At 34.2% G+C, this 20,988-nt stretch carries 21 protein-coding genes and 1 riboswitch; of the genes, 12 read left to right on the top strand and 9 right to left on the bottom strand.

Going from position 1 to position 20,988, the window contains the following annotated elements; all coding sequences use genetic code 11:
* Positions 1 to 606 precede the first annotated feature (606 nt).
* Both QUF91_RS26460 and QUF91_RS26455 read left to right on the top strand, forming a co-directional pair.
* Positions 607 to 1,383: a Cof-type HAD-IIB family hydrolase gene (locus QUF91_RS26460; protein ID WP_289419881.1), complete on the top strand. Its 777-nt coding sequence runs from the start codon at positions 607 to 609 to the stop codon at positions 1,381 to 1,383.
* A gap of 144 nt (positions 1,384 to 1,527) precedes the next feature.
* Complete coding sequence (locus QUF91_RS26455) at positions 1,528 to 2,124, top strand: DedA family protein (RefSeq protein ID WP_285399075.1); 597 nt, start codon at positions 1,528 to 1,530, stop codon at positions 2,122 to 2,124.
* Positions 2,125 to 2,176: 52 nt separating this feature from the next.
* Here QUF91_RS26455 and QUF91_RS26450 read toward each other — a convergent pair whose 3' ends face one another.
* Positions 2,177 to 2,914 (bottom strand): cyclase family protein, encoded by a 738-nt coding sequence (locus QUF91_RS26450; RefSeq protein WP_289419880.1) that lies wholly within the window; start codon positions 2,912 to 2,914, stop codon positions 2,177 to 2,179.
* A 117-nt stretch (positions 2,915 to 3,031) separates the two neighbouring features.
* Positions 3,032 to 3,135, bottom strand: a riboswitch (SAM riboswitch).
* A gap of 296 nt (positions 3,136 to 3,431) precedes the next feature.
* A complete protein-coding gene (locus tag QUF91_RS26445) occupies positions 3,432 to 3,848 on the bottom strand; it encodes a YuzC family spore coat inner layer protein (protein ID WP_285399072.1) in 417 nt (138 codons plus the stop codon).
* 158 nt (positions 3,849 to 4,006) lie between these two features.
* Between QUF91_RS26445 and QUF91_RS26440 the strand changes: the two genes are divergently transcribed.
* Positions 4,007 to 4,558 (top strand): SMI1/KNR4 family protein, encoded by a 552-nt coding sequence (locus QUF91_RS26440; protein ID WP_285399070.1) that lies wholly within the window; start codon positions 4,007 to 4,009, stop codon positions 4,556 to 4,558.
* A 624-nt stretch (positions 4,559 to 5,182) separates the two neighbouring features.
* Positions 5,183 to 5,623 carry a VOC family protein gene (locus QUF91_RS26435; RefSeq protein WP_285397153.1) on the top strand — a complete coding sequence of 147 codons (441 nt, stop codon included), beginning with the start codon at positions 5,183 to 5,185 and terminating at the stop codon, positions 5,621 to 5,623.
* Between the two features lie 67 nt (positions 5,624 to 5,690).
* On the opposite strand, the gene QUF91_RS26430 is transcribed toward QUF91_RS26435, so the two are convergent.
* From QUF91_RS26430 to QUF91_RS26415, 4 genes are all read right to left on the bottom strand, one after another.
* On the bottom strand, positions 5,691 to 6,305 hold the full coding sequence (locus tag QUF91_RS26430; protein ID WP_289419879.1) for a response regulator transcription factor: 615 nt from the start codon (positions 6,303 to 6,305) through the stop codon (positions 5,691 to 5,693).
* Positions 6,274 to 7,863, bottom strand: coding sequence for an ATP-binding protein (locus tag QUF91_RS26425; protein WP_285397155.1), 1,590 nt, complete (start codon positions 7,861 to 7,863; stop codon positions 6,274 to 6,276). Before QUF91_RS26425 ends, QUF91_RS26430 begins: the two co-directional genes overlap by 32 nt.
* 75 nt (positions 7,864 to 7,938) lie before the next feature.
* Positions 7,939 to 9,906, bottom strand: a complete 1,968-nt coding sequence (locus QUF91_RS26420; protein ID WP_289419878.1) for an FtsX-like permease family protein — start codon at positions 9,904 to 9,906, stop codon at positions 7,939 to 7,941.
* Between the two features lie 30 nt (positions 9,907 to 9,936).
* Positions 9,937 to 10,671 (bottom strand): ABC transporter ATP-binding protein, encoded by a 735-nt coding sequence (locus QUF91_RS26415; protein WP_289419877.1) that lies wholly within the window; start codon positions 10,669 to 10,671, stop codon positions 9,937 to 9,939.
* 215 nt (positions 10,672 to 10,886) lie between these two features.
* Between QUF91_RS26415 and QUF91_RS26410 the strand changes: the two genes are divergently transcribed.
* The 6 genes from QUF91_RS26410 to QUF91_RS26385 all read left to right on the top strand — a co-directional run bounded on the left by QUF91_RS26410 (position 10,887) and on the right by QUF91_RS26385 (position 16,618).
* Entirely contained in the window at positions 10,887 to 11,555 is a 669-nt protein-coding gene (locus QUF91_RS26410; protein WP_285397158.1) for a response regulator transcription factor, read from the top strand.
* Positions 11,552 to 12,904, top strand: a complete 1,353-nt coding sequence (locus QUF91_RS26405; protein ID WP_289419876.1) for a sensor histidine kinase — start codon at positions 11,552 to 11,554, stop codon at positions 12,902 to 12,904. Before QUF91_RS26410 ends, QUF91_RS26405 begins: the two co-directional genes overlap by 4 nt.
* Before the next feature lie 519 nt (positions 12,905 to 13,423).
* A complete protein-coding gene (locus tag QUF91_RS26400; RefSeq protein WP_285397160.1) occupies positions 13,424 to 14,335 on the top strand; it encodes an ABC transporter ATP-binding protein in 912 nt (303 codons plus the stop codon).
* The gene (locus tag QUF91_RS26395) at positions 14,332 to 15,042 is read left to right on the top strand and encodes an ABC transporter permease (protein WP_289419875.1); all 711 of its coding nucleotides are present in this window, start codon (positions 14,332 to 14,334) and stop codon (positions 15,040 to 15,042) included. The genes QUF91_RS26400 and QUF91_RS26395 overlap by 4 nt, the downstream gene beginning before the upstream one ends.
* The gene (locus tag QUF91_RS26390; protein WP_285397162.1) at positions 15,042 to 15,779 is read left to right on the top strand and encodes an ABC transporter permease; all 738 of its coding nucleotides are present in this window, start codon (positions 15,042 to 15,044) and stop codon (positions 15,777 to 15,779) included. Before QUF91_RS26395 ends, QUF91_RS26390 begins: the two co-directional genes overlap by 1 nt.
* A gap of 680 nt (positions 15,780 to 16,459) precedes the next feature.
* Complete coding sequence (locus QUF91_RS26385) at positions 16,460 to 16,618, top strand: DUF1540 domain-containing protein (RefSeq protein WP_075807207.1); 159 nt, start codon at positions 16,460 to 16,462, stop codon at positions 16,616 to 16,618.
* A 325-nt stretch (positions 16,619 to 16,943) separates the two neighbouring features.
* On the opposite strand, the gene QUF91_RS26380 is transcribed toward QUF91_RS26385, so the two are convergent.
* The 3 genes from QUF91_RS26380 to QUF91_RS26370 all read right to left on the bottom strand — a co-directional run bounded on the left by QUF91_RS26380 (position 16,944) and on the right by QUF91_RS26370 (position 19,162).
* Positions 16,944 to 17,189, bottom strand: coding sequence for a group-specific protein (locus QUF91_RS26380; RefSeq protein WP_289419874.1), 246 nt, complete (start codon positions 17,187 to 17,189; stop codon positions 16,944 to 16,946).
* A 165-nt stretch (positions 17,190 to 17,354) separates the two neighbouring features.
* Entirely contained in the window at positions 17,355 to 18,449 is a 1,095-nt protein-coding gene (locus QUF91_RS26375) for a sensor histidine kinase (RefSeq protein WP_289419873.1), read from the bottom strand.
* Positions 18,440 to 19,162: a response regulator transcription factor gene (locus QUF91_RS26370; RefSeq protein WP_285397166.1), complete on the bottom strand. Its 723-nt coding sequence runs from the start codon at positions 19,160 to 19,162 to the stop codon at positions 18,440 to 18,442. The genes QUF91_RS26375 and QUF91_RS26370 overlap by 10 nt, the downstream gene beginning before the upstream one ends.
* A 152-nt stretch (positions 19,163 to 19,314) precedes the next feature.
* On the opposite strand from QUF91_RS26370, the gene QUF91_RS26365 reads away from it, so the two are divergent.
* Positions 19,315 to 20,238, top strand: coding sequence for an ABC transporter ATP-binding protein (locus QUF91_RS26365; protein WP_289419872.1), 924 nt, complete (start codon positions 19,315 to 19,317; stop codon positions 20,236 to 20,238).
* Positions 20,231 to 20,929, top strand: a complete 699-nt coding sequence (locus QUF91_RS26360) for an ABC transporter permease (RefSeq protein WP_289419871.1) — start codon at positions 20,231 to 20,233, stop codon at positions 20,927 to 20,929. The genes QUF91_RS26365 and QUF91_RS26360 overlap by 8 nt, the downstream gene beginning before the upstream one ends.
* The last annotated feature ends 59 nt before the right edge of the window (positions 20,930 to 20,988 follow it).

Here is a 20,988-nt window from a genome sequence, read left to right as displayed (position 1 = left end):
TGAAATTTTGAACCGTATTCGTAATAGTATTTATCGGTGCAGTTGAGATAAATTACACATTTATTTTAGTTTGTCAAATTACGTACAAATGTTTAACTAAATGGCTTGTTAGTTTTTATGTTTTACAATGCTTATATAGGGAAAATTAACTATATGTGATGGAATGAATTCTTTGCAATTTTTAATGTAAAATTTTTTGGCTAAAAAAGGATTTCGAATGCGAAGCGGCTCATCTGACGCCCTAGTCAGAATGGGAATCACCCTCTCGTTTTTTGCTGAAGAACCAAAAGAAGGAATTTGTCTCAGCGCAAGAGACAACTCTTTTCTTAGTATTGAAAAACAAAATGATCAAGGTAATCTTCGTGAATGTTTTAGTGTCGAGCCCCAAAACAGAATCGCTCTTTATCGAAACTATTTGGGCTTTTATCGAAACAAAACCTCATTTTATCGAAACTATTTGAGCTTTTATCGAAACAAAACCTCATTTTATCGAAACTATTTGGGCTTTTATCGAAAAAAAAGCTCTTTCTATCAAGGAAATTAACCACACGTTATGGTAAAGAACTTATATTTGGTAAAATTGTATAAAACGATAAGGAGCAAACGATGGATTATAAAATTGTATTCTTTGATGTAGATGGAACGCTTGTTAATTATGAAGATGGCTGTATTGAAGAAAGCACCAGGAAAGCTGTACAACAATTAATAAACAAAGGAATTCGTATTGTTGCTGCGACAGGAAGACCTTTATCAATGTGCCAACAGTTAAGAAGCATAGGAATAGAGACGTTTATTACAGCTAATGGTGCGTATGTTAAGCATCAAGATCAAGTAGTCCATAAAATACCTATTGCACAAGAAATTGTCCAAACCGTTAAGGCTTTTGCTGATGAAAATAAACAAAGTCTCTCGTTTTTTACAGAACAATTATCGATGAATAACGTCCAAGAACAAGAGACATTAAAAGCTATGCAAGAGACATTATCTTTGCTGGAGTTTCCCGTTATTAATGAGGATATTTTAACGCAAGAGGTTTACTTAATGTGTTTGTATGGAGATAAAAATATAGAGAATAGATATGCCTCACAATTTCCTCATTTATTATTTAAAAGATGGCATCCGTACATTACAAATGTTTTGCAACATGATGTTTCCAAATCGATTGCTGTTCAAGCTGTACTAGATTATTTTAATTTGAGTCCTAAGGAAGCACTGGCTTTTGGCGATGGGGATAATGACATCGATATGCTGGAACAGGTTGGCTTCGGAATTGCAATGGGCAATGGTAGTGAAGCATTAAAAAATGTCGCTGATTTTATAACGAAGAAATCAACAGATGGTGGTATTGATTATGCTCTACGTGAGCTACAAATAATAGTTTAAGAGAGCTATATTTATAGTATGCACCAACCTCTATACATTAGAGAAAACTGTATGAAAGTTATAATACTCATAATGTTGCCTACTTTGAGTTATTATAAAGCTAACATTTAAAAGAAATCATTATGCTTTAGGTGGGATGGATTTATGGCGCATCACGTGCAATCTCTTATTGAACATTATGGGTATTTTGGCATTATTCTTATCCTAGTTGGAGGGATTGTCGGGCTGCCACTTCCTGATGAGATATTTTTAACATATGTAGGATATAGCGTTTATAGAGAAACTCTCTCGCATATTCCAGCTCTAATAAGCGCTGTGGTAGGTGCGGCAGGGGGAATTACCTTGAGCTACTATATAGGCTATAGATTCGGGCTACCCTTATTGCAAAAATACGGTCCGAAAATCCATATTACTGAACAAAAAATTGACGTTACTAAAAAATTATTTGCAAAAATAGGACCAGTATTATTATTAATCGGATATTTTATTCCTGGTGTACGTCATCTAACAGCATATATTGCGGCTATCAATAATTATCCTTATAAAAAATTTGCTTTCTTTGCTTATACGGGAGCGGTTATATGGACATTTACTTTTATTACTTTAGGAGAAGTACTTGGGGAGAAATGGCGCTACGTTGGGTTATATTTATCCCGCTACAGTATGTATCTTATAGCATTGTTCATCATAATAATTTTGATTGTTTATTTTATTTTCAAAAAAAGGAATTCGCCTAAATAAAAAGGGTCTGATTCAATACCTATCATGGTTTGATTCAGACCTTTTGTTATATTTAAGGCAATATTGCAAATGAACGCACAGGGAATCCAGAGGCTTTTTCAGGCTTTGGTACAATATTGAATATAGCAGCACCTTTTGGAGGTAGCTTATCCAAATTTGTCATAAGCTCAATTTGGTAAGTATCTTGTTCAAGTACAAAATATTCGCCGTCTAGCTTACTGTTTTTGCGAAAATCAGCTGCTGAATCCGTATCAAAAGTTTCGTGACCAATAGCACTTATTTTTCGTTCGTTGAATAAAAATTGTAACGCCTCTAAACCCCAGCCAGGAATATGATTATGACCATCAGCATCTTTGTTGCTGAAAGCCTCCTTATCTGGCCAACGCTTACTCCAATCGGTACGAAGCGCAACAAAGGTACCTGCTTCAATTTCTCCATATTCAGCCTCAAAGTCAAGAATATCTTGGATACTTAATGTGTAGTCGTTATTCAATTCGGCTTCCTTAGATTTATCAATAACGATTAGTGGTAGGACTAGTTCTTTTAACGCCAATTCATCTAAATAGCGTGTATCTCGCACAAAATGGATAGGTGGATCGATATGTGTTCCATATTGCCCAGGGAAAGAGAATTGCTGCGCAAAGAAGCCATCATCATGGGAAAATAATGTTTCAAATTTTGCATCATCAAACATAAAGAAATGAGGCGAATTAGGACCAAATGTATGTGTTAAATCAACCCATTCTTTAGATTTTAATAGTTGAATTGCTTGTAAAAGTTCATTTGCCATAATATTTTCCTGCTTTCTTTTAATTATTTTTGGGTGCTTAGACTTTACTTACTAGCGGCAATAAAAAAGAGCCCTCCTTGTAGAAGAGGACTCTTGTGCAAAGCAACTTAGTAAGTCTTCTCATCTTCAAGGCCGATTTCGCCAATTGGAATTAGCACCATACCTATAGGCTGGTTGCTGAGACATCATAGGGCCAATCCCTCCGTCTCTCTTGATAAGAAAAGATAATATAAGAATTTTCAGAAATATATTACGAATACTTTAGCATATTTATTTATAGTTTACAAGTTCAATAGGGATGCATGGTTAAAAGATTTTCCAGAATTAATAATTTTGCTATTGCTGCAAATATTGTTTGCCTATATTTAAATAGATAATACGATTACATACGTAAACATAGGGGTAGCCTTTGTATTTAGATTAAAATCCCGTTTCACATATGAGAAAAGCCTCGTTGTTGAATCTCAATCGCTAGGTTTAAATAGACAATACATAGATCCCACTCATTAGTTGAATTTCACCAACTCAAATTTACGGTTAGCTTACAACAGTCGCTATCAGTAAATATTATTCGAATTCCATCTGGTGTATAGTTAGTTTCGAATTTTATGGTAATGCCTGTTGATGCAATTAATTTTTCAACCTCTGTTTTATTTGACAACTGTGCCGCGTCCATAAGATCATGTGCAAATTGCTCTGATTCATCAATTTTATCCGTCAGTAATTGTGCTTGCTGCATAATAGCTTTGATCCGTTTCGCAGAAGACTTTAATTTAGTTATATTGATGGTTGGAAATGGGCTACGATTTGTTGAGTTTGTAGGCATCACTAAATGTCTAGAAGGTTGGAGTGTGGCTGGTTGATTTGCCATTGCCCATGCCCATGTTGGATAATAATTAGGATAGACAAAATACGGATAAGGATTGTAATACAACTAAAATTCCTCCTATCCTATAGTTGATACCTTATCTTATGTACAACAAAGACTTTCGGTGTTAATGGTTGATGCTTGGCAAAAGGGGAGCAAGTGGTGCGATGACCCAATCGGAAGCCATTAGTTCGTCCAATTTATTCACAGAAGGAGTTATCAAGATGGATGTTCGTGAATACATAAAAAATGGTTTTGAAGTTTACTACGAGCGCTATAATCAGATTTCGGAAGATGGATTTTGCAGATGGATGCGTCCAGATGTTCCTGATGAGATGAAATTAGCGGATACTGATGAAGAATGGTCAAGATGGAAGATGGTCCCTTCTATAGTAAGCGAAGATGATATTCAAGCTTTAGAAAAAGAGTTTGGACTTAAATTTCCTGAATGGTATAAAGCCTTTATTTCAACGTATCATCATTATTTTGATGTCATACCCGAACAAAGTATTGAAGAGCCTTTAAATAACGTTAGAGATATGTATAATCCATCGTTATGTAGTTCGGGATATCTCCCATTTTCATGGGATGAAGAGTACGGCAAAATAATTTGCATTGATTTAAATGACATTGCAGATGAAGAAAATTGTGCAATATATGAAATTGAACATGAAATTTTATTTGATGATGATGCCGATATTAAAGCGTCATTAGACTATCTGTATCCAAATTTTAAGGCATATTTTGACGCTACTTTCCTTGAATATAATAAATAGCAAAAAGGAAGAGGCGGGACAAAACCTCATTTTTCTGCAGCGAAAGTGGAGCGGAGCACAACGACAGCGACAAGTTCTCTGCGACGAAAGTGGAGCGGTAGCGACAAACCGCGGATGAGAGATTTATCGGAACAATTTCGCGATTTATCGGAACAATTTCAGATTTTATCGGAATGTTTCATCTATTTATCGGAACATGTTAAAAAATACAGTATCTCTGTTCGCATTGAGAGTTTATCGAAACAGTTTTCAGATTTATCGAGAACTTTTGATCGTTTATCGACCAACTTTATCGATTTATCACCCAACTTTTTTAATTTATCACCCAACTTTTGAAAAATATCGACATCTACCTTCATGCAACACTCTCTGACCGCACTGATAATTTACGTCGCTTATGACATAAGCATATTTTTTTACGCAAAATTTAAAAACTTAACATCAAAAAACGCAAGAAATCAACGTTTCCCAAATTGATTTATCGTGCTTTTTAAGGTTTTGACCAGTTTTGTCCCAGCCACTTTCCTTGATCTGAAATAATCTTACGGTTTTGCATAAAAACAAAGGGTTTTGAACGTTAGAAATAGAATTAAAAATCGACACGTTTAAAAAGGAGATGGATAGATGAACCGTTTAAATTTAATCACATTGGGTGTAAAAGATATGGTCGAGTCACTTAGATTTTATCGAGAGGGTCTGGGATTTGAAGTGATTGTTTATGGGGAAGAAACAAATCCTGATGTTATTTTCTTTAACAATGGAGGAACAAAAATTTCCTTGTTTCCGATTGACCGTTTAGTAAAAGATATTAACGAAGCAAATCCACCAGCGATTGGCAATGGATTTAACGGCATTACACTTGCTTATAACGGTAAATCTAAAGAAGAAGTCGATCAAGTATTTGATTTGGCTAAAGAAGCAGGAGCAACAATCGTGAAGGAACCCGAAACCGTATTCTGGGGAGGCTATAGTGGCTATTTCCAAGATCCAAACGGCTATTATTGGGAAGTTGCCTATGGAGACATGTGGCAGTTTGATGATAATGATATGTTGATTATTACGTAAAATTATATATGTGACATTTCAGAGCATGACTTCATCATTGTGATGGTCACGCTCTGTTTTACATTTGTTAATAATTTGGCTGAATATAGCCTAATTTTATTCCTTTTGTTACAGCTTCTAACGAGGAAGACACCTCTAACTTATTAAATATATGCTGAATATGGTTTGAAATTGTACGTTCACTCGCAAATAACTTAGATGCAATCTCCTTACGTTTATATCCGTCGCAGAGCAATTGTAATATTTGTTTTTCACTGCCGGTCAATTCCTCGATATAGTCTGTTGGTAATGGGAAATAGTAAGTACCCTCATTAATTTCCATTAAAGTTTGCAGTAACTTTTCTGGCATAATGTTTTTATTAATAAACCCGCTGACGCCAATTTTTTGTGCTTCATACCGATAAACAGGCAAATCATAACCTGTTAATATGACTATTTTTGTAGAACATTTATGATCTATAATGCTCTTTGCTAATCTAAGTCCGTCCTCACTACTGATGTTACTTAAATTTATATCTACTAACGTAATCGCAGGTTTAAACTCATTGATAACTGAAATAACATTTTCAATATGTTGTAATGAATGAAATTGATCTATTTCAGGGAAATCTGCTAAGACGATCTCAAGACTTTTAGCAAACAGAGCGTGGTCATCTATTAATAAAATATTGATAGGATTCATCTCCTTTCATAGGAATAACAATAGTAATACATAGGCCAGAAGGAGAGCATTTTGAAATTGACATGTTGCCATTTAGTAAAAATAACTGCTCTTTGATAGAAGCCCATCCTCTATGATCATTAGCATCATAATTTTCATTACCTACCTGACCAATTCCATTATCCTTTACTATAAGCTCTATTAAGTCATTTTCTTGTGCAAGTTGTATAAACAGATTCGTACATTTAGAATGTTTGAACGCATTGGTTACTAGTTCTTTTACTATTCGATATATAACTAAATGATAAGGCTCAACTAAAAAGAAATCATCATGGCAATTAAATGAGATTGCTATATTTTTATTTCCATATTTCTGCTGAACCATTTCGATTAAATGACTATAATTTTCTTTTAATGTGAGCGTTTTTAAGATGGTTGGGTGATACTCTTGCATCTGTTCACGTATAGACAGGTTTAAGTCATCTAGCGTATTTACGATTATTTCACGGATCTCTTCTTTATTAGATTTATTCATCATATTTTTAACGGCTAATATATCCTGTAATATTTCATCGTGTAAATAATTTGAAAAGGAGGTTTTCAACTCTTCTTCTTTAACGATCTGTACAAGATGCTGTACGTAAGAACTTTCAGGCAATGCTTTAGATTGTTCTGTACCAAAATGTAGCATTGTAGTTTTGATGTCATGAAATAACAAGGTGAAATAAAGCAAGACAAACCAAAAAATCGTATGAAGTATAATAAAATAAGCAATCATATTGAATTGAAACAATACGCCAAGTGAACAAACGAAAACAAGGCAACATAACAACATAAGCCCCATTTTATTTTCTTTTAAAAGAAAATATTTCCTCATAAATTTATGGTTTTTAAAAGCAATCGCGTGAATACTAAATAAAGGTAAAAGAACGACTGTATACCATCCTAAATTACTTAAGTGTTCAGGGCTTTTTGCAAACAACGTAGCGTACCCAATAAAGGGAACAATAAGAATCGTAACGGATTGAAGTAAATGCTTTTTTTCATTTTTTAAAACAAATGTAATTCGTTTTCGATGCTTCAAAAATAGAAAGATAATGCAACTGAAACTTACAATTATTTGAAATGAAAATAGAAGAGCAAACAATGTATCATTTATCAATTTCGAAACGAATGTTAATACGCATATAATCTTTAAAATCAAATCTTTTTCTTTTTTATAAATATAGATTGAATCTTGGAAAAAGAATAAGAGTAAAAATTGTACAGTCCTATATAGAATGACTACACTAAGTGCTGTGCTTAGTGTATAAAAAAAGGGGTTTCCATTAAGCGAAAGTAAAAATTGCCATGCTGTAAGGAGTAGCAAATTAGAAAATTGCGATAGTGTTTTATTTTCTTTAATATTTATAAAACTGATATATGCTCCGTAGATAACCATGATCGTTATAAGTATTAATGGTAGTAACTTTGCTGTTCCTATAATATTTTCCTGCAAAAACTCATGGCATAAAAAAATGATTAAAAAAAGTTGATGTACTAAAATAAAAAGTTGTTTGTGTTTATAGTACTTTTTCATCCGTTCACATACCTTTACTAGATTACAGACAGATAAAGCTGATGCATGTACATCAGCTTTATTTGTATTTTTTTACTATTTATCGTTAAAAACAATTTTATTACATGCTCGTTTTGTTAACAAATAATAAATGATATATACAAGAGTGAAAACTACGATAGCGAATAGAACAGGCAATATAAAAGCGCTGTTTTTTCCTAATAAGTCGTCCATTAAAGCGGTTTTGTATGTGATCACTGCAAAAATACTGTGTGCTAACCCTAGTACATAGGGGATGCTAAATAGCGCAAAAACTTCTTTACTAATTATTTTTTTTACTTTTTTCTTGCTATAGCCCATTCTTTGGAGAATAGTAAACTCATCTTTTTTTGACATAGCATTTGAGATATTTTGGAAATATAAAATGCTACCTGTTGCAATAAAAAAGATAATTGTAACGAAGCTAATAAGTAAGAATGTTGAACTATTTTGTTGGATAAGGAAGTCTACTTTTTGGTAGCTACTTGAAAAATAGTTGTTATTTTTAAATAAAGGAGCTAAGTTATCGTAAACTTCTTGATTTTCCCTCATATTAGTCCCATTAATGCTCAGCATCGTCTTTTCTGGTAGCCCGAAGGATTTTACTTCCTTGTAAAGTTTGTCCGAGATAATAAGCGTTCCGACACTATTGGCAAATCCTATTGGATTAAGTAAGGTCGTATCAATGACTTTTATATCTACGCTATTTATAGGCGTTACGTTTAAGGTGTAAATATTTCCTATATCTAGCTTCTTTTTATCAGGTCGATATTTTACTAAAATACTTTCATTGTCATTTAAATTTTCGAATTCTACATTTTTTTCCTGATTACGTATTAGTTCCTTATAATCTGATTCGGAGATGAGATCAAATCCTGGCTCTTCCTTAATACTGTATTCTTGCGGTAAATTAGTAGAAGATGATGTTATTTGGATAACGGTTGTCTCTTTGTGTTTCACATTTTCTTCGCCAGCAGTATCCTCTGCAATTTTGATGGCCTCAGTAGCCAGTTGTTTGTCCTCCACTGGGAATTCTATTGCGGATGGAATAATACGTTCTGTGGCAACAACTGGATGGTAAAGTGTCAGGACAGTAGAGCAGAATAGAGCCAAAGTTCCAGAAACTAATAAAGTTAACAAAATTAAAGTCTTTGCCATCGAACGGATTTTAAAAATAAAGTTTGGAATGGTAATAATGTTTGATTCGTTATAAAACCAACTTTTCCTCTTCTTTAATTTTTGAATAGCGAATGGTAAAAAAGAATGAATAAAGAAAATAGTACCTAGTATCACACTTACTAGTGTTACAAGTGCAATAGGTGAAAAACCTATTGTTTTCCACAACGATTGAGTTCCTCTTGTAATATCAAGAGCTAAAAAATAACCGAACAAAATAAGAAGTAGCCCAATAAACGAGAAGGCTGTATTAATTTTTATTTGTTTTTCTTCCTTTTTATCCATTCGTACTAACATCAGTAATGAACTTTTCTGAAGGATTATCCAGTTTGATAAAAATAAGACGGTTAAAATAGCGAATATAAAAATAAATGTAAATACAACAGCTTTTATATTTATGAATGGAATATCGGAAGTTTCAATTTGTAATTTTAATAATTTGACAATCGCTCCGACGATGCCTTTATGAGCAACAGCACCGAGAACGATCCCAACAATTAAAGCAGCGAAACAAATTAAAATATTTTCGAGCGTTAATAGTTTTACCATCGTTGACTTCCGATACCCTAGGAGCGAATAAATCCCAAGCTCTTTTGTTCTTTTTTTCATAAAGAAGGTATTAGAATAGGACATATAGAATAATACAAATGCCATAACAAACATTGCTACTACTCTTGACATTGTTTCTACTCTTCCGTCTGACGAAATCTTCTCCAAAACAATACTGTTCATGGAAAATGAAATAAAAGAGAAGAACACCGTCAGCACAAAGGCTACAGAAACGAAATAGAACGAATAGAAGGAAAAATTATTCTTCAGATTCTTTTTTGCAATTGTTAATAATCCCACCATGATGCATTCCTTTCACCCTATTAGTCTTTATTTAGAGATTTCCTTTAATATTTCTTCAAAAAATTGTTTTCTAGTTTGATTGTTTCTTTTTAATTCCTTTAGTATATTTCCGTCTTTAAATAGCAGAATTCTACTTGAAAAACTTGCTGCATAAGCATCATGAGTTACCATTAAAATAGTCGTATGAAGTTCCTCATTTACTTCTCTTAACTTTTGAAGTAACTCAGTTGCAGAGTGTGAATCTAATGCGCCTGTTGGTTCATCAGCAAATAAAATACTTGGCTGTTTCGCAATTGCTCTGGCTGCGGCAACCCTTTGCTTTTGCCCTCCAGACAGCTGACTAGGGTACTTTGATAATTGTTCGAATATCCCAAAACGCTTTGCTAAATTGTTTATCGTTGAATCTATTTCTTCTGGAGATTTGTGCAATAAAGTAAGGGGTACTGCAATATTTTCCTTTACGGATAAACTATCGAGCAAAAAATACTCCTGAAAAATAAAGCCTAAATGATCCTTTCTAAAATCAGCAGATTGGTTATCATTGAGTGTTTTTATATCAACACCATCAATTAAAATTTCACCATCTGTAGGCGTATCAATCGTTGATAGAATATTTAATAATGTCGTTTTTCCTGATCCGGATGCCCCCATAATGCCAACAAATTCACCAGTTTGAATGTCAAAAGATACTTTATTGAGTCCAGGTAATTGATTTTTGTTATAAATTTTCGTTACATTTTTTGCGGATACTAATGTATTCATCTTTTTTGCTCCTTTCATTCCATCAGTACGTCAAGTTTATTATTCAATCTGAAAGAGCACATGAGTAAAAAACGCAAACTTATTGGCAATGAGATGGGAGAGATGGTCAGAAGAACTGTTACATAAATTTTTGCAACTAAATAATGCAAAATATGGTTTTTTAGTATAACGTTATTTTTAGGGCTATATGAATACATAGATTAGGGGGAGTAACATTGTATCGTATATTGTACATAGAAGACGAAAAAGATATTGGCCAATGGGTGACGAAGGATTTAACAGAAAGAGGCTATGAGGTTACATGGCTAGAATCTGGTGAAGAGGTCGACCAACACATAGCTTTTAAGGATATCGCTATATTGGATGTGATGCTGCCTGGATTAGATGGCTTTTCAATTGGCAAAAGAATTAAGCGAGAAAATAAAGACATCCCTATTTTAATGTTGTCAGCACGTACTGCTGTAGAGGATAAAATAGAGGGGCTTAATTTCGCTGATGACTATTTAACAAAGCCATTTCATCCCGATGAACTTGTAGCGCGCGTTGAAGTATTGCTAAGAAGATATCAAAAGAATGACGATGTACTGGATCTTCAACACCTTAAAATTTATACGAAAGAAATGCGAATCATGAACACACAGACAGATGAAGAGGTTCAATTAACAGGCAAGCAGTTCTATTTATTTCAATATTTTATTCGCCATTTAAATCAAATCCTTACAAAGGAACAGCTTTATGAGGGTGTCTGGGGTGAAAGCTACATAGAAGGCGATAAGACATTAATGGTGCATATTCGATACTTAAGAGAAAAAATAGAAATAGATCCAGCGAAGCCGACAATTATTGAAACCATTCGTGGTATTGGATATAGGGTGAAACTATGAAATTTTTCCGATCATTATTAGCTAAGTATATGTTGATTATTTTTTTAGCCATCTCTATTGTTCAATTATCATACTTTGCTATTGCTGCTTTTGTGTTTGGAATAGGAAAAACTGATTTTTCAAGTGAAGTTCTCAGGGAAAGCGAAATAGAGGAAAAATGGCATGCGGAAGCTAAAAGTATAAAAATCATTACAGAGGAAACAATTACTCAACGTTTTGAGGATTGGCAGAAGCAATATCCAAAAGCTTCTATGTTTTGGGTAAGTGAGGATGGAACTTTACTCACAAAAGTGAATGTGGAGGAACAGATTCCATCAAAATGGACACCAGCGTATACTACAAAATTTATTAAAGAGCGTTATGGTGGTGATCCGTTTACAGTTATTGCTTTTTTAGGAGATGACGAGTCCAATGGATTTATTGTTTTTGAAATGCCAAAAGAATTATTTAAACCACCACTTGTGAATGTTTATGAAAAATATGGTGCCATTATATTATTGGGTGTTATTGCCATTATTTTATTTTTCATTGTAGTTTCCTTTTTATTTTTCAGAGGGATTCGGAAAAGACTATTGCACCTTCAAGAAGCGATGGAAATCCGTGATGTAGACGCTTTACCTATTGAAACGAAGGTCAAAAAGAAGGACGAGATCGGTCAGCTAGAACAAAGCTTTAACCGAATGGTGTGTGAGCTTAGGGAGAGTAAAAATCGTGAGCAGAAGGAAGAACAGCTACGCCGAGAGTTGATTGCTAATCTATCACATGACCTCCGTACTCCGTTAACGAAAATTAGAGCGCAATCTTATTCAATTAGCAAAGAGGAATTATCAGAAGAGGGGCAACAGGCCATTAAAGCAATGGAAATATCGATTGTAAATATCGATGCTTTAATAGAAAATTTAATGTCCTATACTTTACTAATGGCTAGTAAATATAAATTTGAGCAAAAAGAAATCAACGTTATACGATTTGTACGTGAGCAAATGACCACGTGGTATCCGGTATTCGAAAAGGAAGGCTTTGAAATCGATATTGAGGTACATCCATTTGTGAAAAATGAATGGCAAGTTGATCCGATTTGGCTAGGGCGTATATTTGATAATTTATTTCAAAATGTATTACGCCATGCGAATAGCGGGAAATATATTGGCGTGGAAACCAAATCGACGGAGCACTATGATGCATTGATCATTAAGGATCACGGAAACGGCATGAAAAATGAATCCAATGCTAAAGGTGCGGGCATCGGCTTATCCATAGTTGATATCATGGTAAAGGGCATGGATTTAGACTGGGAAATTGAGTCAAACGAATTCGGTACAAAAATTATCATTAAACACTACAAATAGAATATTCCGGAGGCTGGGACAAAACCTCATTTTTCTGCAGCGACAGAAATCTTTCATGAGCTGCAGTTTTGAGATTTGTCGAGAACTTTTGAGTGTTTATCGACCAACTTTTTTAATTTATCAACCAACTTTTGAAAAATATCGACATTTACCTTCATGCAACACTCTTTGACCGCACAATTTACGTCGCTTATGACATAAGCATATTTTTTAAATTGATTTATCGTGCTTTTAAAGCTTTGACCAGTGTTGTCCCAGCCACTTTTCGTACTTGGAGTGATCGTCCAAAATAGTATGCCAGCAAAGCTAATGGCATGCTATTTTTTTGTTCAAGGTGATAATCCGCACAGACACCTACACATAACGAAGATCAGCTTTTTTACATGGCGTAAGTTTTAACAAATGTCATCCCTAACTTTTGATGATGAGACAGACATAGTCTTTTTTAAACAAAACTTAAACTTGAACCTTACCTGCTTTTAACCTTCATTACTTATGATAATGACAGAGGTGAGGACAATGGAATATATCGTACAAACAGAAAATTTATCAAAGAGTTTTGGTAAAGAGCAAGCTGTATCCAATATAAATTTAAAAATACGTAAAGGTGAAATATATGGATTTTTAGGACCGAATGGAGCGGGGAAAACGACGACTATTCGTATGCTTCTTGGGTTAATGAAGCCATCTTCTGGGACAATTAAAATCTTCCAAAAAGATATAACGAAGGAACGAATTAATATTTTAGCAAAGGTTGGATCATTGGTAGAGAACCCTTCCTATTATCCACATTTAACAGCCTATGAAAATTTAGAAGCGTTAAGAAAAATTTTAGGTGTACCGAAATCACGCATCGATGAAGTATTAGAAATTGTTCGTTTAAAGGATGTTGCAAATAAAAAAGTAAAGGGCTTTTCTCTTGGGATGAAGCAGCGTTTAGGTATTGCTGCATCCTTATTACACAACCCTGAATTACTTATTTTAGATGAACCAACGAATGGTCTTGATCCATCAGGGATTATTGAAATCCGTAATTTAATTAAGCGACTGCCTTCGGAATATGGAATGACGATTATTATTTCAAGTCATCTACTATCAGAAATCGATCAAATGGCTACACAAGTGGGTATCGTTACGAAGGGTAAAATGATTTTCCAAGATTCAATTGAGGCAATGCGTAGATTTGCTCAGCCAAAGGTATTAATTAAGGTGAGCAATGATGAAAAGGGTTGGCGATCACTAGTAGCAAATGGCATCAAAGCCGAACATAAAGATGGGTTCATTTTATTAGATGAATGCTCAGATGAAAAAGTAGCACATATAGTACAAATCCTCGTACAAGAAGGCATTTCGGTATACCGAGTAGAGGAAGAGAAACGATCATTAGAAGAGATTTTCCTTCAAATGACAGCAGGAGAGCAAGCGCTATGATAGGAAAACTGTTAACTTCTGACTTTTTGAAAATTAAACGCAAAGGATTATGGTTTTTAACAGCTTTAGGACCCTTAGGCGTTGTTGCAATGCAAATGGTGAATTACGGTGTAAGGAAGGACTATTTGTTAGAGCAAAGTGAAGACGATTGGGGCTACTTTTTATTAAACGTTCATTCATTTACACCGCTTGCGATTGTCCTAGGGATCGCCATTTTAACTTCGTTTATGGCGAGCATTGAAAATGAAACGAATGCGTGGAAGCAATTAATTGCACTACCTGTCTCAAAATTAACGGTGTATTTATCGAAATTCACAGTGCTAGCCATTTTATTGTTTTTGTCTTCCACGTTGTTAATGTTAGTTACGATGGCTTATGGAGTGTTTTTAGATTTAGGTGATAGCATACCATTTGGGGAAATTGCTAAATTTAGTTATTATCCATATTTTGCTGCGTTGCCAATATTGGCACTTCAACTTTGGATTGCAAGTGTTTGTCATAATCAGGGGATACCAATAACAGTAGGTATTTTTGGCGTGATTTTTGCCTACTCATCATATTTTTTACCTGATTGGATGATTTGGAAATGGCCATCGTTAATGAATCAATGGGATGAGCCGGTTATTAATGCCATGCTTGGAATAGGCGTTGGTATTGTACTGTATATTATCGGAACGATCGATTTTGCTAGAAGGGATGTAAAGTAATGGGATCTATACTGAGCGCTGAATGGTTTAAATTGCGAAAATCTAAAATGGTGCCATTAATTTTGACAGGACCTATAATTGGACTTTTTATAGGATTAGCATCAAACACTAATAATAATTTAGTAGGTTCTGAAATTAATGAATGGTACGTCTCTTTAATTTCCATGAATTTAACATATGCATTATTATTCCTGCCTTTAATTTCAGGAGTATTTGCGAGTGTTATTTGTAGATATGAACATCAATCTGGTGGCTGGAAACAACTTTTAGCATTACCTGTTACAAGAGGGAAAGTATTTGTTGCAAAGTATGTATTAATTATACTCCTTGTGATGGCGATGCAGATACTATATTTATGTTCTATATATGCAGTAGGTCTTATAAAGGGCTACACAGATCCTTTCCCGATGGAAATTGTATGGAAAAGTATTTTTGGAGGGTGGGTAGCAACATGGCCATTAGTCGCGTTGCAGCTGTGGACGTCAGTTATGTTTAAAAGCTTTGCTGCTCCATTTGCAGTAAACGTTATTTTTACTTTACCTTCTATCTTAGCAGTCAATTCTGAACGTTTTGGGCCTTACTATCCATGGGGTCAGCCCTTCTTAATGATGAATGTAGGAGGCGAGGCAGGTGAGGTATTCTTTGTGCCTTGGGATCAATTATTAACAGTTGTAGGAGGAGGGTTCTTACTGTTTTTCCTCGGAGGATATTTATATTTCCAACGAAAAGCTGTATAAAGTGTAATTTTAATCAGTGGGGGTTTTCTTCATCTCCACTGATTATTAGTACTTTATTTTTGTAAAATACGTTACAACCACCATTAAGTAAAAAAAGAAATTCCCCAGCAACAAAAAAACCAAAAGACTATATTCCAAAAAGAAAACTCTTATCAGAACCGTAAAAGAAATAGCTAAAACTATAGTGTACATGAACTTCCCATACTTACAAAAATAACTTTGAAAAATAACAAAAATAATAGTGAGGAAAATAGGGAAATACGAAACCATAAACTCACCTCTTTCTTTAAAACTATCACATCACAAAAATTCTGAATAGTGCAATTTTAAAAAGTGTGAAGTAATTATAAAAAGGAGGTGGTTTTGTTGAAGCAATCAAAAGAACCGATCAAAACCTAAAAAAGCGCGAAAAATCAATTTTAGAAACGTTGATTTCTCGGGCTTTTCTGATGTGAAATTTTTAATTTTGCTTTGAAAATATACTTATTCAATGGGTGTCCGAACACCGACTGAATGAAGATAGATCCTCCGGACGCAATTAGGCCAAGGCGAAATCAACCAAGCGTTATGGAGATGATCCGTTTAATTACAATAGAACCCATTTACGGATTAACCTGCTATTAAGAAGTATTGATTACCTCGATTTTGTTAATGATAACAAAAGAGGAGGTGTGAAAACGATGGCACAAGAAATTCTTTGTGAAGTCAATAACTGTACATTTTGGGACTCTGGAAACAAATGTACTGCAGAAAAAATTTATGTTGTAAGTCAAAAGGGACAGCAAGCTTCTAATAGTGAAGAAACAGATTGTAAAACATTTAATCCTGAAACGCATTAAATTTTTTAAGTGGCTGGGACAAAACTGGTCAAAACTTTAAAAAGCGTGAGAAATCAATTTAGAAACGTTGATTTCTCGCGCTTTTTGATGTTGAGTTTTTAAATTTTGCGTAAAAAAATATGCTTAAGTCATCGCGACGTAAATTATCAGTGCGGTCAGAGAGTGTTGCATGAAGGTAGATGTCGATATTTTATGAAAGTTGGTTGATAAATCGATAAAGTTGGTCGATAAACAATCAAAAGTTCTCGACAAATCTCAAAACTGCAGCTCATTAGAGATTTTGTCGCTGCCGTTGCGCTCCGCTGCGGGAAACTTTCCCATATCTTTATAAATAGACATCCACTTTTTCTTTGTTAAATAAAAGCGCATGAGCATTTTTCACTTTTTCCTCTACATAATCTAACGAAAATTCCCCATAGGAATCCGTTAAATCACCAATTGCACGAGATAAATTATCAATAATAGGGATTAATGCTTCCACTTGTGTGCCCTCATTACCTCTGTTCATCTCATCCATGATTTCGTAGGCAAGATGTTGAATCTTTCTTAGTCGCAATTTTTCAGATTGCATGGAATCCTCCTTATTGAACCAATTTATGATGTCTAAATATATGTCTTGCACATAATTTTCATGAATGATTATTGCTCCAGTCTTTGTTCCAATTAAAAGTAGTTATTAGAATTGCTGTGGGCATGAGCAATTATCTTAGATGTTAGCGTTTAAGAGGTGGGGTTTCTATTTTTTAGGTAATGTAATAGTAAATGTAGTTCCTTTAGTCAGCTCGCTTTCAATAGAGATAGTACCTTTATGAGCGTGAACGAGTTTATAAACGATTGCCATGCCCAGCCCAGTACCCTCAGAAGATGAATCTGTTGTAGTTCCACGATAATATTGTAGGAATATATTTTCTACCATGTGTTGAGACATACCCACACCGTTATCCACAATGTGGATTTCTACATGCTCGGCTCTACCGAAAATCTGTGTATAAATATCTGTGTTAGGTGGATTGTGGATAATTGAATTCATAAGAATGTTTTGTAAAATCCGTTGCATGAATTTAACATCAAATTCAACGTTTAGTAACGAAATATCCGTCTCAAAATGAAGCCTATAGTCATTAGCTTGTGGGTTATTGCTAATATTGGCAACAACTCGTTTAGTAAATTCAACTATATCTAGATTTTCTTTATGTAAAGGTAAGTAGCCATCAGCGCGATTTAGCTGAATAACGAGACTTAAATCTTGAATAAGTTCTTCCATATGCTTGCCTTTATCTGCAATTTCCTGAATGAAGGAATGAGCTTCGTCTTTAGACCATTCGTATTGATTGTTCAATAAAAGAGTAGTGTAGCCTGTAACATAGGTTAAGGGTGTTTTTAAATCATGCGAAATGCCCGCAATCCATTCTTGTTTGGCTTGTTCTACTTTTTCTCGTTCTATTTCCGCTGCTTGTAATTTGAAAGATAAGCTTTGTAAATGTTGAAGTACCTCTTGATATAAAAGATAGCGCATACGAAGCTTGCCTTTTCGAGTATAAATTTTAGAGAATCCCTTAGGCTTTTCGTAATTCTCTTGTGAAAGCTGATGAATCCATGTCATGATAAATCCAAGAGGACCCCCGAAATACCATCCAAATGCTCCGATACAAGCGATAGTACTGAACCCGAAAATCCAAAGTACAATAATATTCTCAGAATCTTCATTAAGAGATTTATTAATTAGGGGAAGTATTCCTTCTAAACCAATCAAAATGCAAAAACCTGATGCAAGTATCCACAAAATAATCCCCAGTGCGAGGTGAAACATAAATCGAGTACTTATTCGCATAGTGAATCCTCTTTTGGTGGAATGAATTTATAACCGATTCCACGTAAGTTTACAATGATTTTAGGGTTACGCGTATCATCTCCAAGCTTCTTCCTGAGCTTCGAAATATGGATCGTAACGGTTTTCTCCTCACCATAAACGTCATTTCCCCAAACAAATTCGTAGAGCTGTGTAGTTGTGAAAATACGATTAGGATTTTTACAAAAGAAGTGTAGTAGCTCTAGCTCCTTAGCTGTACATTCGACGAGCTGATTGTTAACAATCAATGTTGCAGATTCAGGATTAAGAGTAAAATATCCGAATTCGAACTTTGTACTTTGCTGTTGCTGAGAACTCTCATACATTTTTTGACGGCGGAGCATGACTTTTATTCGAGCGACAACCTCTAAAGGGTTGAAAGGTTTTGTAATATAATCATCTCCACCAATTCCTAATCCCGTTAATTTATCAAAGTCTGTAGAACGTGCACTAACAAAAATGATAGGTGTATTCGTATGCTTTCGTATTTCCGTACAGAGCTCAAAGCCACTTATATCAGGTAGCATGATATCGAGCAAAATAATATCGTATGCATTGGATTTCACAAGCTGTAATGTATCCTTACCTGAAGAAGCAGTTTCAATATTAGTGAAGTGTTCTTTTCTAAGTGTAATTTCTAATAATTTTAGAATACCAATTTCATCATCTACGATTAGGATTTTTGCAGATTCCATTTTTATCCCTCTTTTCAATTTCATCATAACAGCTTCTATGTTATATATCTTTACTCTCCTGAAAAATTACTGTCATTTTCCATCGAGTTTACTTTGTTTTTACTTTCGTTTATTAAGCTTAGTGTAACGAATTAAAGTTAGGAGTTAATAACATGGAAACCGTTATTCAAATACAGCAATTAAGTAAGAGCTTTAAAGGTGTCGAAACTGTCTCGCATGTCAATATGAACGTTAAGAAGGGAGAGATTTATGGATTTTTAGGTCCGAATGGGGCTGGCAAAACGACGATTATGAAGATGATTTTAAACTTGGTAAAACCAACTTCAGGTGAAATAAAGATTTTTAATCATCCAATCGCTAAAACTTCCTATCAATATTTAAACAAAATAGGCAGCATTATTGAGTATCCAGAGTTTTATGAAAGGCTGACAGCAAAGGAGAATTTAGAGCTTCACTGTGAGTATGTTGGTGTTTATGAAAAAGGAGCTGTTAAAGAGGCACTAGATATTGTGGGTCTGAGTGGAGTAGAAAATAAAAAAATACATGAATTTTCGCTAGGAATGAAGCAAAGATTAGGCATTGCACGTGCAATTGTTACGAAACCAGAGATTCTGATTCTTGATGAGCCGATTAATGGTCTTGATCCTATAGGCATTAAAGATATACGCGAGCTTTTAATGCTTTTAAAAGAAGAGCATGGAATCACTATTTTAATATCAAGTCATATCGTGGCAGAAATTGAATCAATAGCAGATACAATTGGCATCCTCCATCATGGAAAATTATTAAAGGAAGTAAGAATGGAGGATATTCGAAAAGAAAACATGGCGTACTTGGAGATTAAAATAGACGATTTGAAAAAAACGGTTCATGTGCTAGAGAACAAATTAGGTATTCGAAAATATGAAATTGTGAATCAGCATTGTATTCGAATTTTTGAACATGACATTTCTCAATCTCAAATTAATAAAGAACTTATTTTAAATGACATTGTTGTCAATGGAATTGAAAAACAGCAACAGCATTTAGAAGAGTATTTCTTAAATCTTATTAATGGAGGGAATCAAATTGCTTAAACTATTAAGGCTTGAATGGAAAAAGAATTGTATAGCTAGCTATTTTAAAAGCTTAATCATTTGCATTGTTGGAATTTTTGCGGCAGTTGCACTGATGGCCTTGGGTTCTGGAGATGAAAAAATGTTTCAGGATTATACAGATTTTATGTCTTTAACAAATATTTTGATTCGAATTGTTTTTATCATTTTTTCGAGTGTCATTTTATCTCGTTTAGTCATTGACGAATATAAAAATAAGACGGTCCAATTACTATTTACGTATCCATTAAAAAGGAAAAAGATTATTCTTGCTAAGCTGTCGCTAGTTTTCGGATTTTGTTTCTTTAGCATTATCATTGCAACCTTTATGATCAATATCACTGTTTATTTCTTAAATCCAATGATGAACTTGTTTGAAACGCCTGTTGAGATGCAGGAGATGGTAGCTACAATTCCTTCTACTTTTATCAATGGTTTTATGATTGCTGGGGTAAGCCTAATTCCTTTGTACTTTGGGATGCGCAAAAAATCAACTGCTGCGACAATTACGTCAGCTGTCTTAATTGGATTTTTGATTAATGCAACGGTTTCAAATGGGGATACATCTACCAGTTTATTTCAATTTATTGGTGTTCCAATGATTATGTGTCTATTAGGGCTTATTATTGGCTATCTGTCTTATTATAAGGTCGATAAAGTAGATTTAATTTAGAAGAAGCTGAAAGAAGTTAAAGCCTCCGAACGCAATGATACCGAGGCATAATTGAGATA

Origin of the sequence: Lysinibacillus sp. G4S2, from assembly GCF_030348505.1 — a bacterium.
GTDB lineage: Bacteria > Bacillota > Bacilli > Bacillales_A > Planococcaceae > Lysinibacillus.
The sequence above is the reverse complement of the archived record's forward strand: the minus strand, read 5'-3'. Positions and strand labels throughout refer to the sequence as shown.

What these genes read in the sequence shown, in the direction of transcription:
- QUF91_RS26425 (WP_285397155.1), bottom strand. Translation starts at nt 7,863, where the DNA reads ATGAAAAAGTACTATAAACACAAACAACTTTTTATTTTAGTACATCAA.
- QUF91_RS26365 (WP_289419872.1), top strand. Translation starts at nt 19,315, where the DNA reads ATGGAAACCGTTATTCAAATACAGCAATTAAGTAAGAGCTTTAAAGGT.
- QUF91_RS26400 (WP_285397160.1), top strand. Translation starts at nt 13,424, where the DNA reads ATGGAATATATCGTACAAACAGAAAATTTATCAAAGAGTTTTGGTAAA.
- QUF91_RS26395 (WP_289419875.1), top strand. Translation starts at nt 14,332, where the DNA reads ATGATAGGAAAACTGTTAACTTCTGACTTTTTGAAAATTAAACGCAAA.
- QUF91_RS26390 (WP_285397162.1), top strand. Translation starts at nt 15,042, where the DNA reads ATGGGATCTATACTGAGCGCTGAATGGTTTAAATTGCGAAAATCTAAA.
- QUF91_RS26440 (WP_285399070.1), top strand. Translation starts at nt 4,007, where the DNA reads ATGGATGTTCGTGAATACATAAAAAATGGTTTTGAAGTTTACTACGAG.
- QUF91_RS26370 (WP_285397166.1), bottom strand. Translation starts at nt 19,162, where the DNA reads ATGGAATCTGCAAAAATCCTAATCGTAGATGATGAAATTGGTATTCTA.
- QUF91_RS26385 (WP_075807207.1), top strand. Translation starts at nt 16,460, where the DNA reads ATGGCACAAGAAATTCTTTGTGAAGTCAATAACTGTACATTTTGGGAC.
- QUF91_RS26430 (WP_289419879.1), bottom strand. Translation starts at nt 6,305, where the DNA reads ATGAATCCTATCAATATTTTATTAATAGATGACCACGCTCTGTTTGCT.
- QUF91_RS26460 (WP_289419881.1), top strand. Translation starts at nt 607, where the DNA reads ATGGATTATAAAATTGTATTCTTTGATGTAGATGGAACGCTTGTTAAT.
- QUF91_RS26435 (WP_285397153.1), top strand. Translation starts at nt 5,183, where the DNA reads ATGAACCGTTTAAATTTAATCACATTGGGTGTAAAAGATATGGTCGAG.
- QUF91_RS26375 (WP_289419873.1), bottom strand. Translation starts at nt 18,449, where the DNA reads ATGCGAATAAGTACTCGATTTATGTTTCACCTCGCACTGGGGATTATT.
- QUF91_RS26405 (WP_289419876.1), top strand. Translation starts at nt 11,552, where the DNA reads ATGAAATTTTTCCGATCATTATTAGCTAAGTATATGTTGATTATTTTT.
- QUF91_RS26455 (WP_285399075.1), top strand. Translation starts at nt 1,528, where the DNA reads ATGGCGCATCACGTGCAATCTCTTATTGAACATTATGGGTATTTTGGC.
- QUF91_RS26415 (WP_289419877.1), bottom strand. Translation starts at nt 10,671, where the DNA reads ATGAATACATTAGTATCCGCAAAAAATGTAACGAAAATTTATAACAAA.
- QUF91_RS26450 (WP_289419880.1), bottom strand. Translation starts at nt 2,914, where the DNA reads ATGGCAAATGAACTTTTACAAGCAATTCAACTATTAAAATCTAAAGAA.
- QUF91_RS26380 (WP_289419874.1), bottom strand. Translation starts at nt 17,189, where the DNA reads ATGCAATCTGAAAAATTGCGACTAAGAAAGATTCAACATCTTGCCTAC.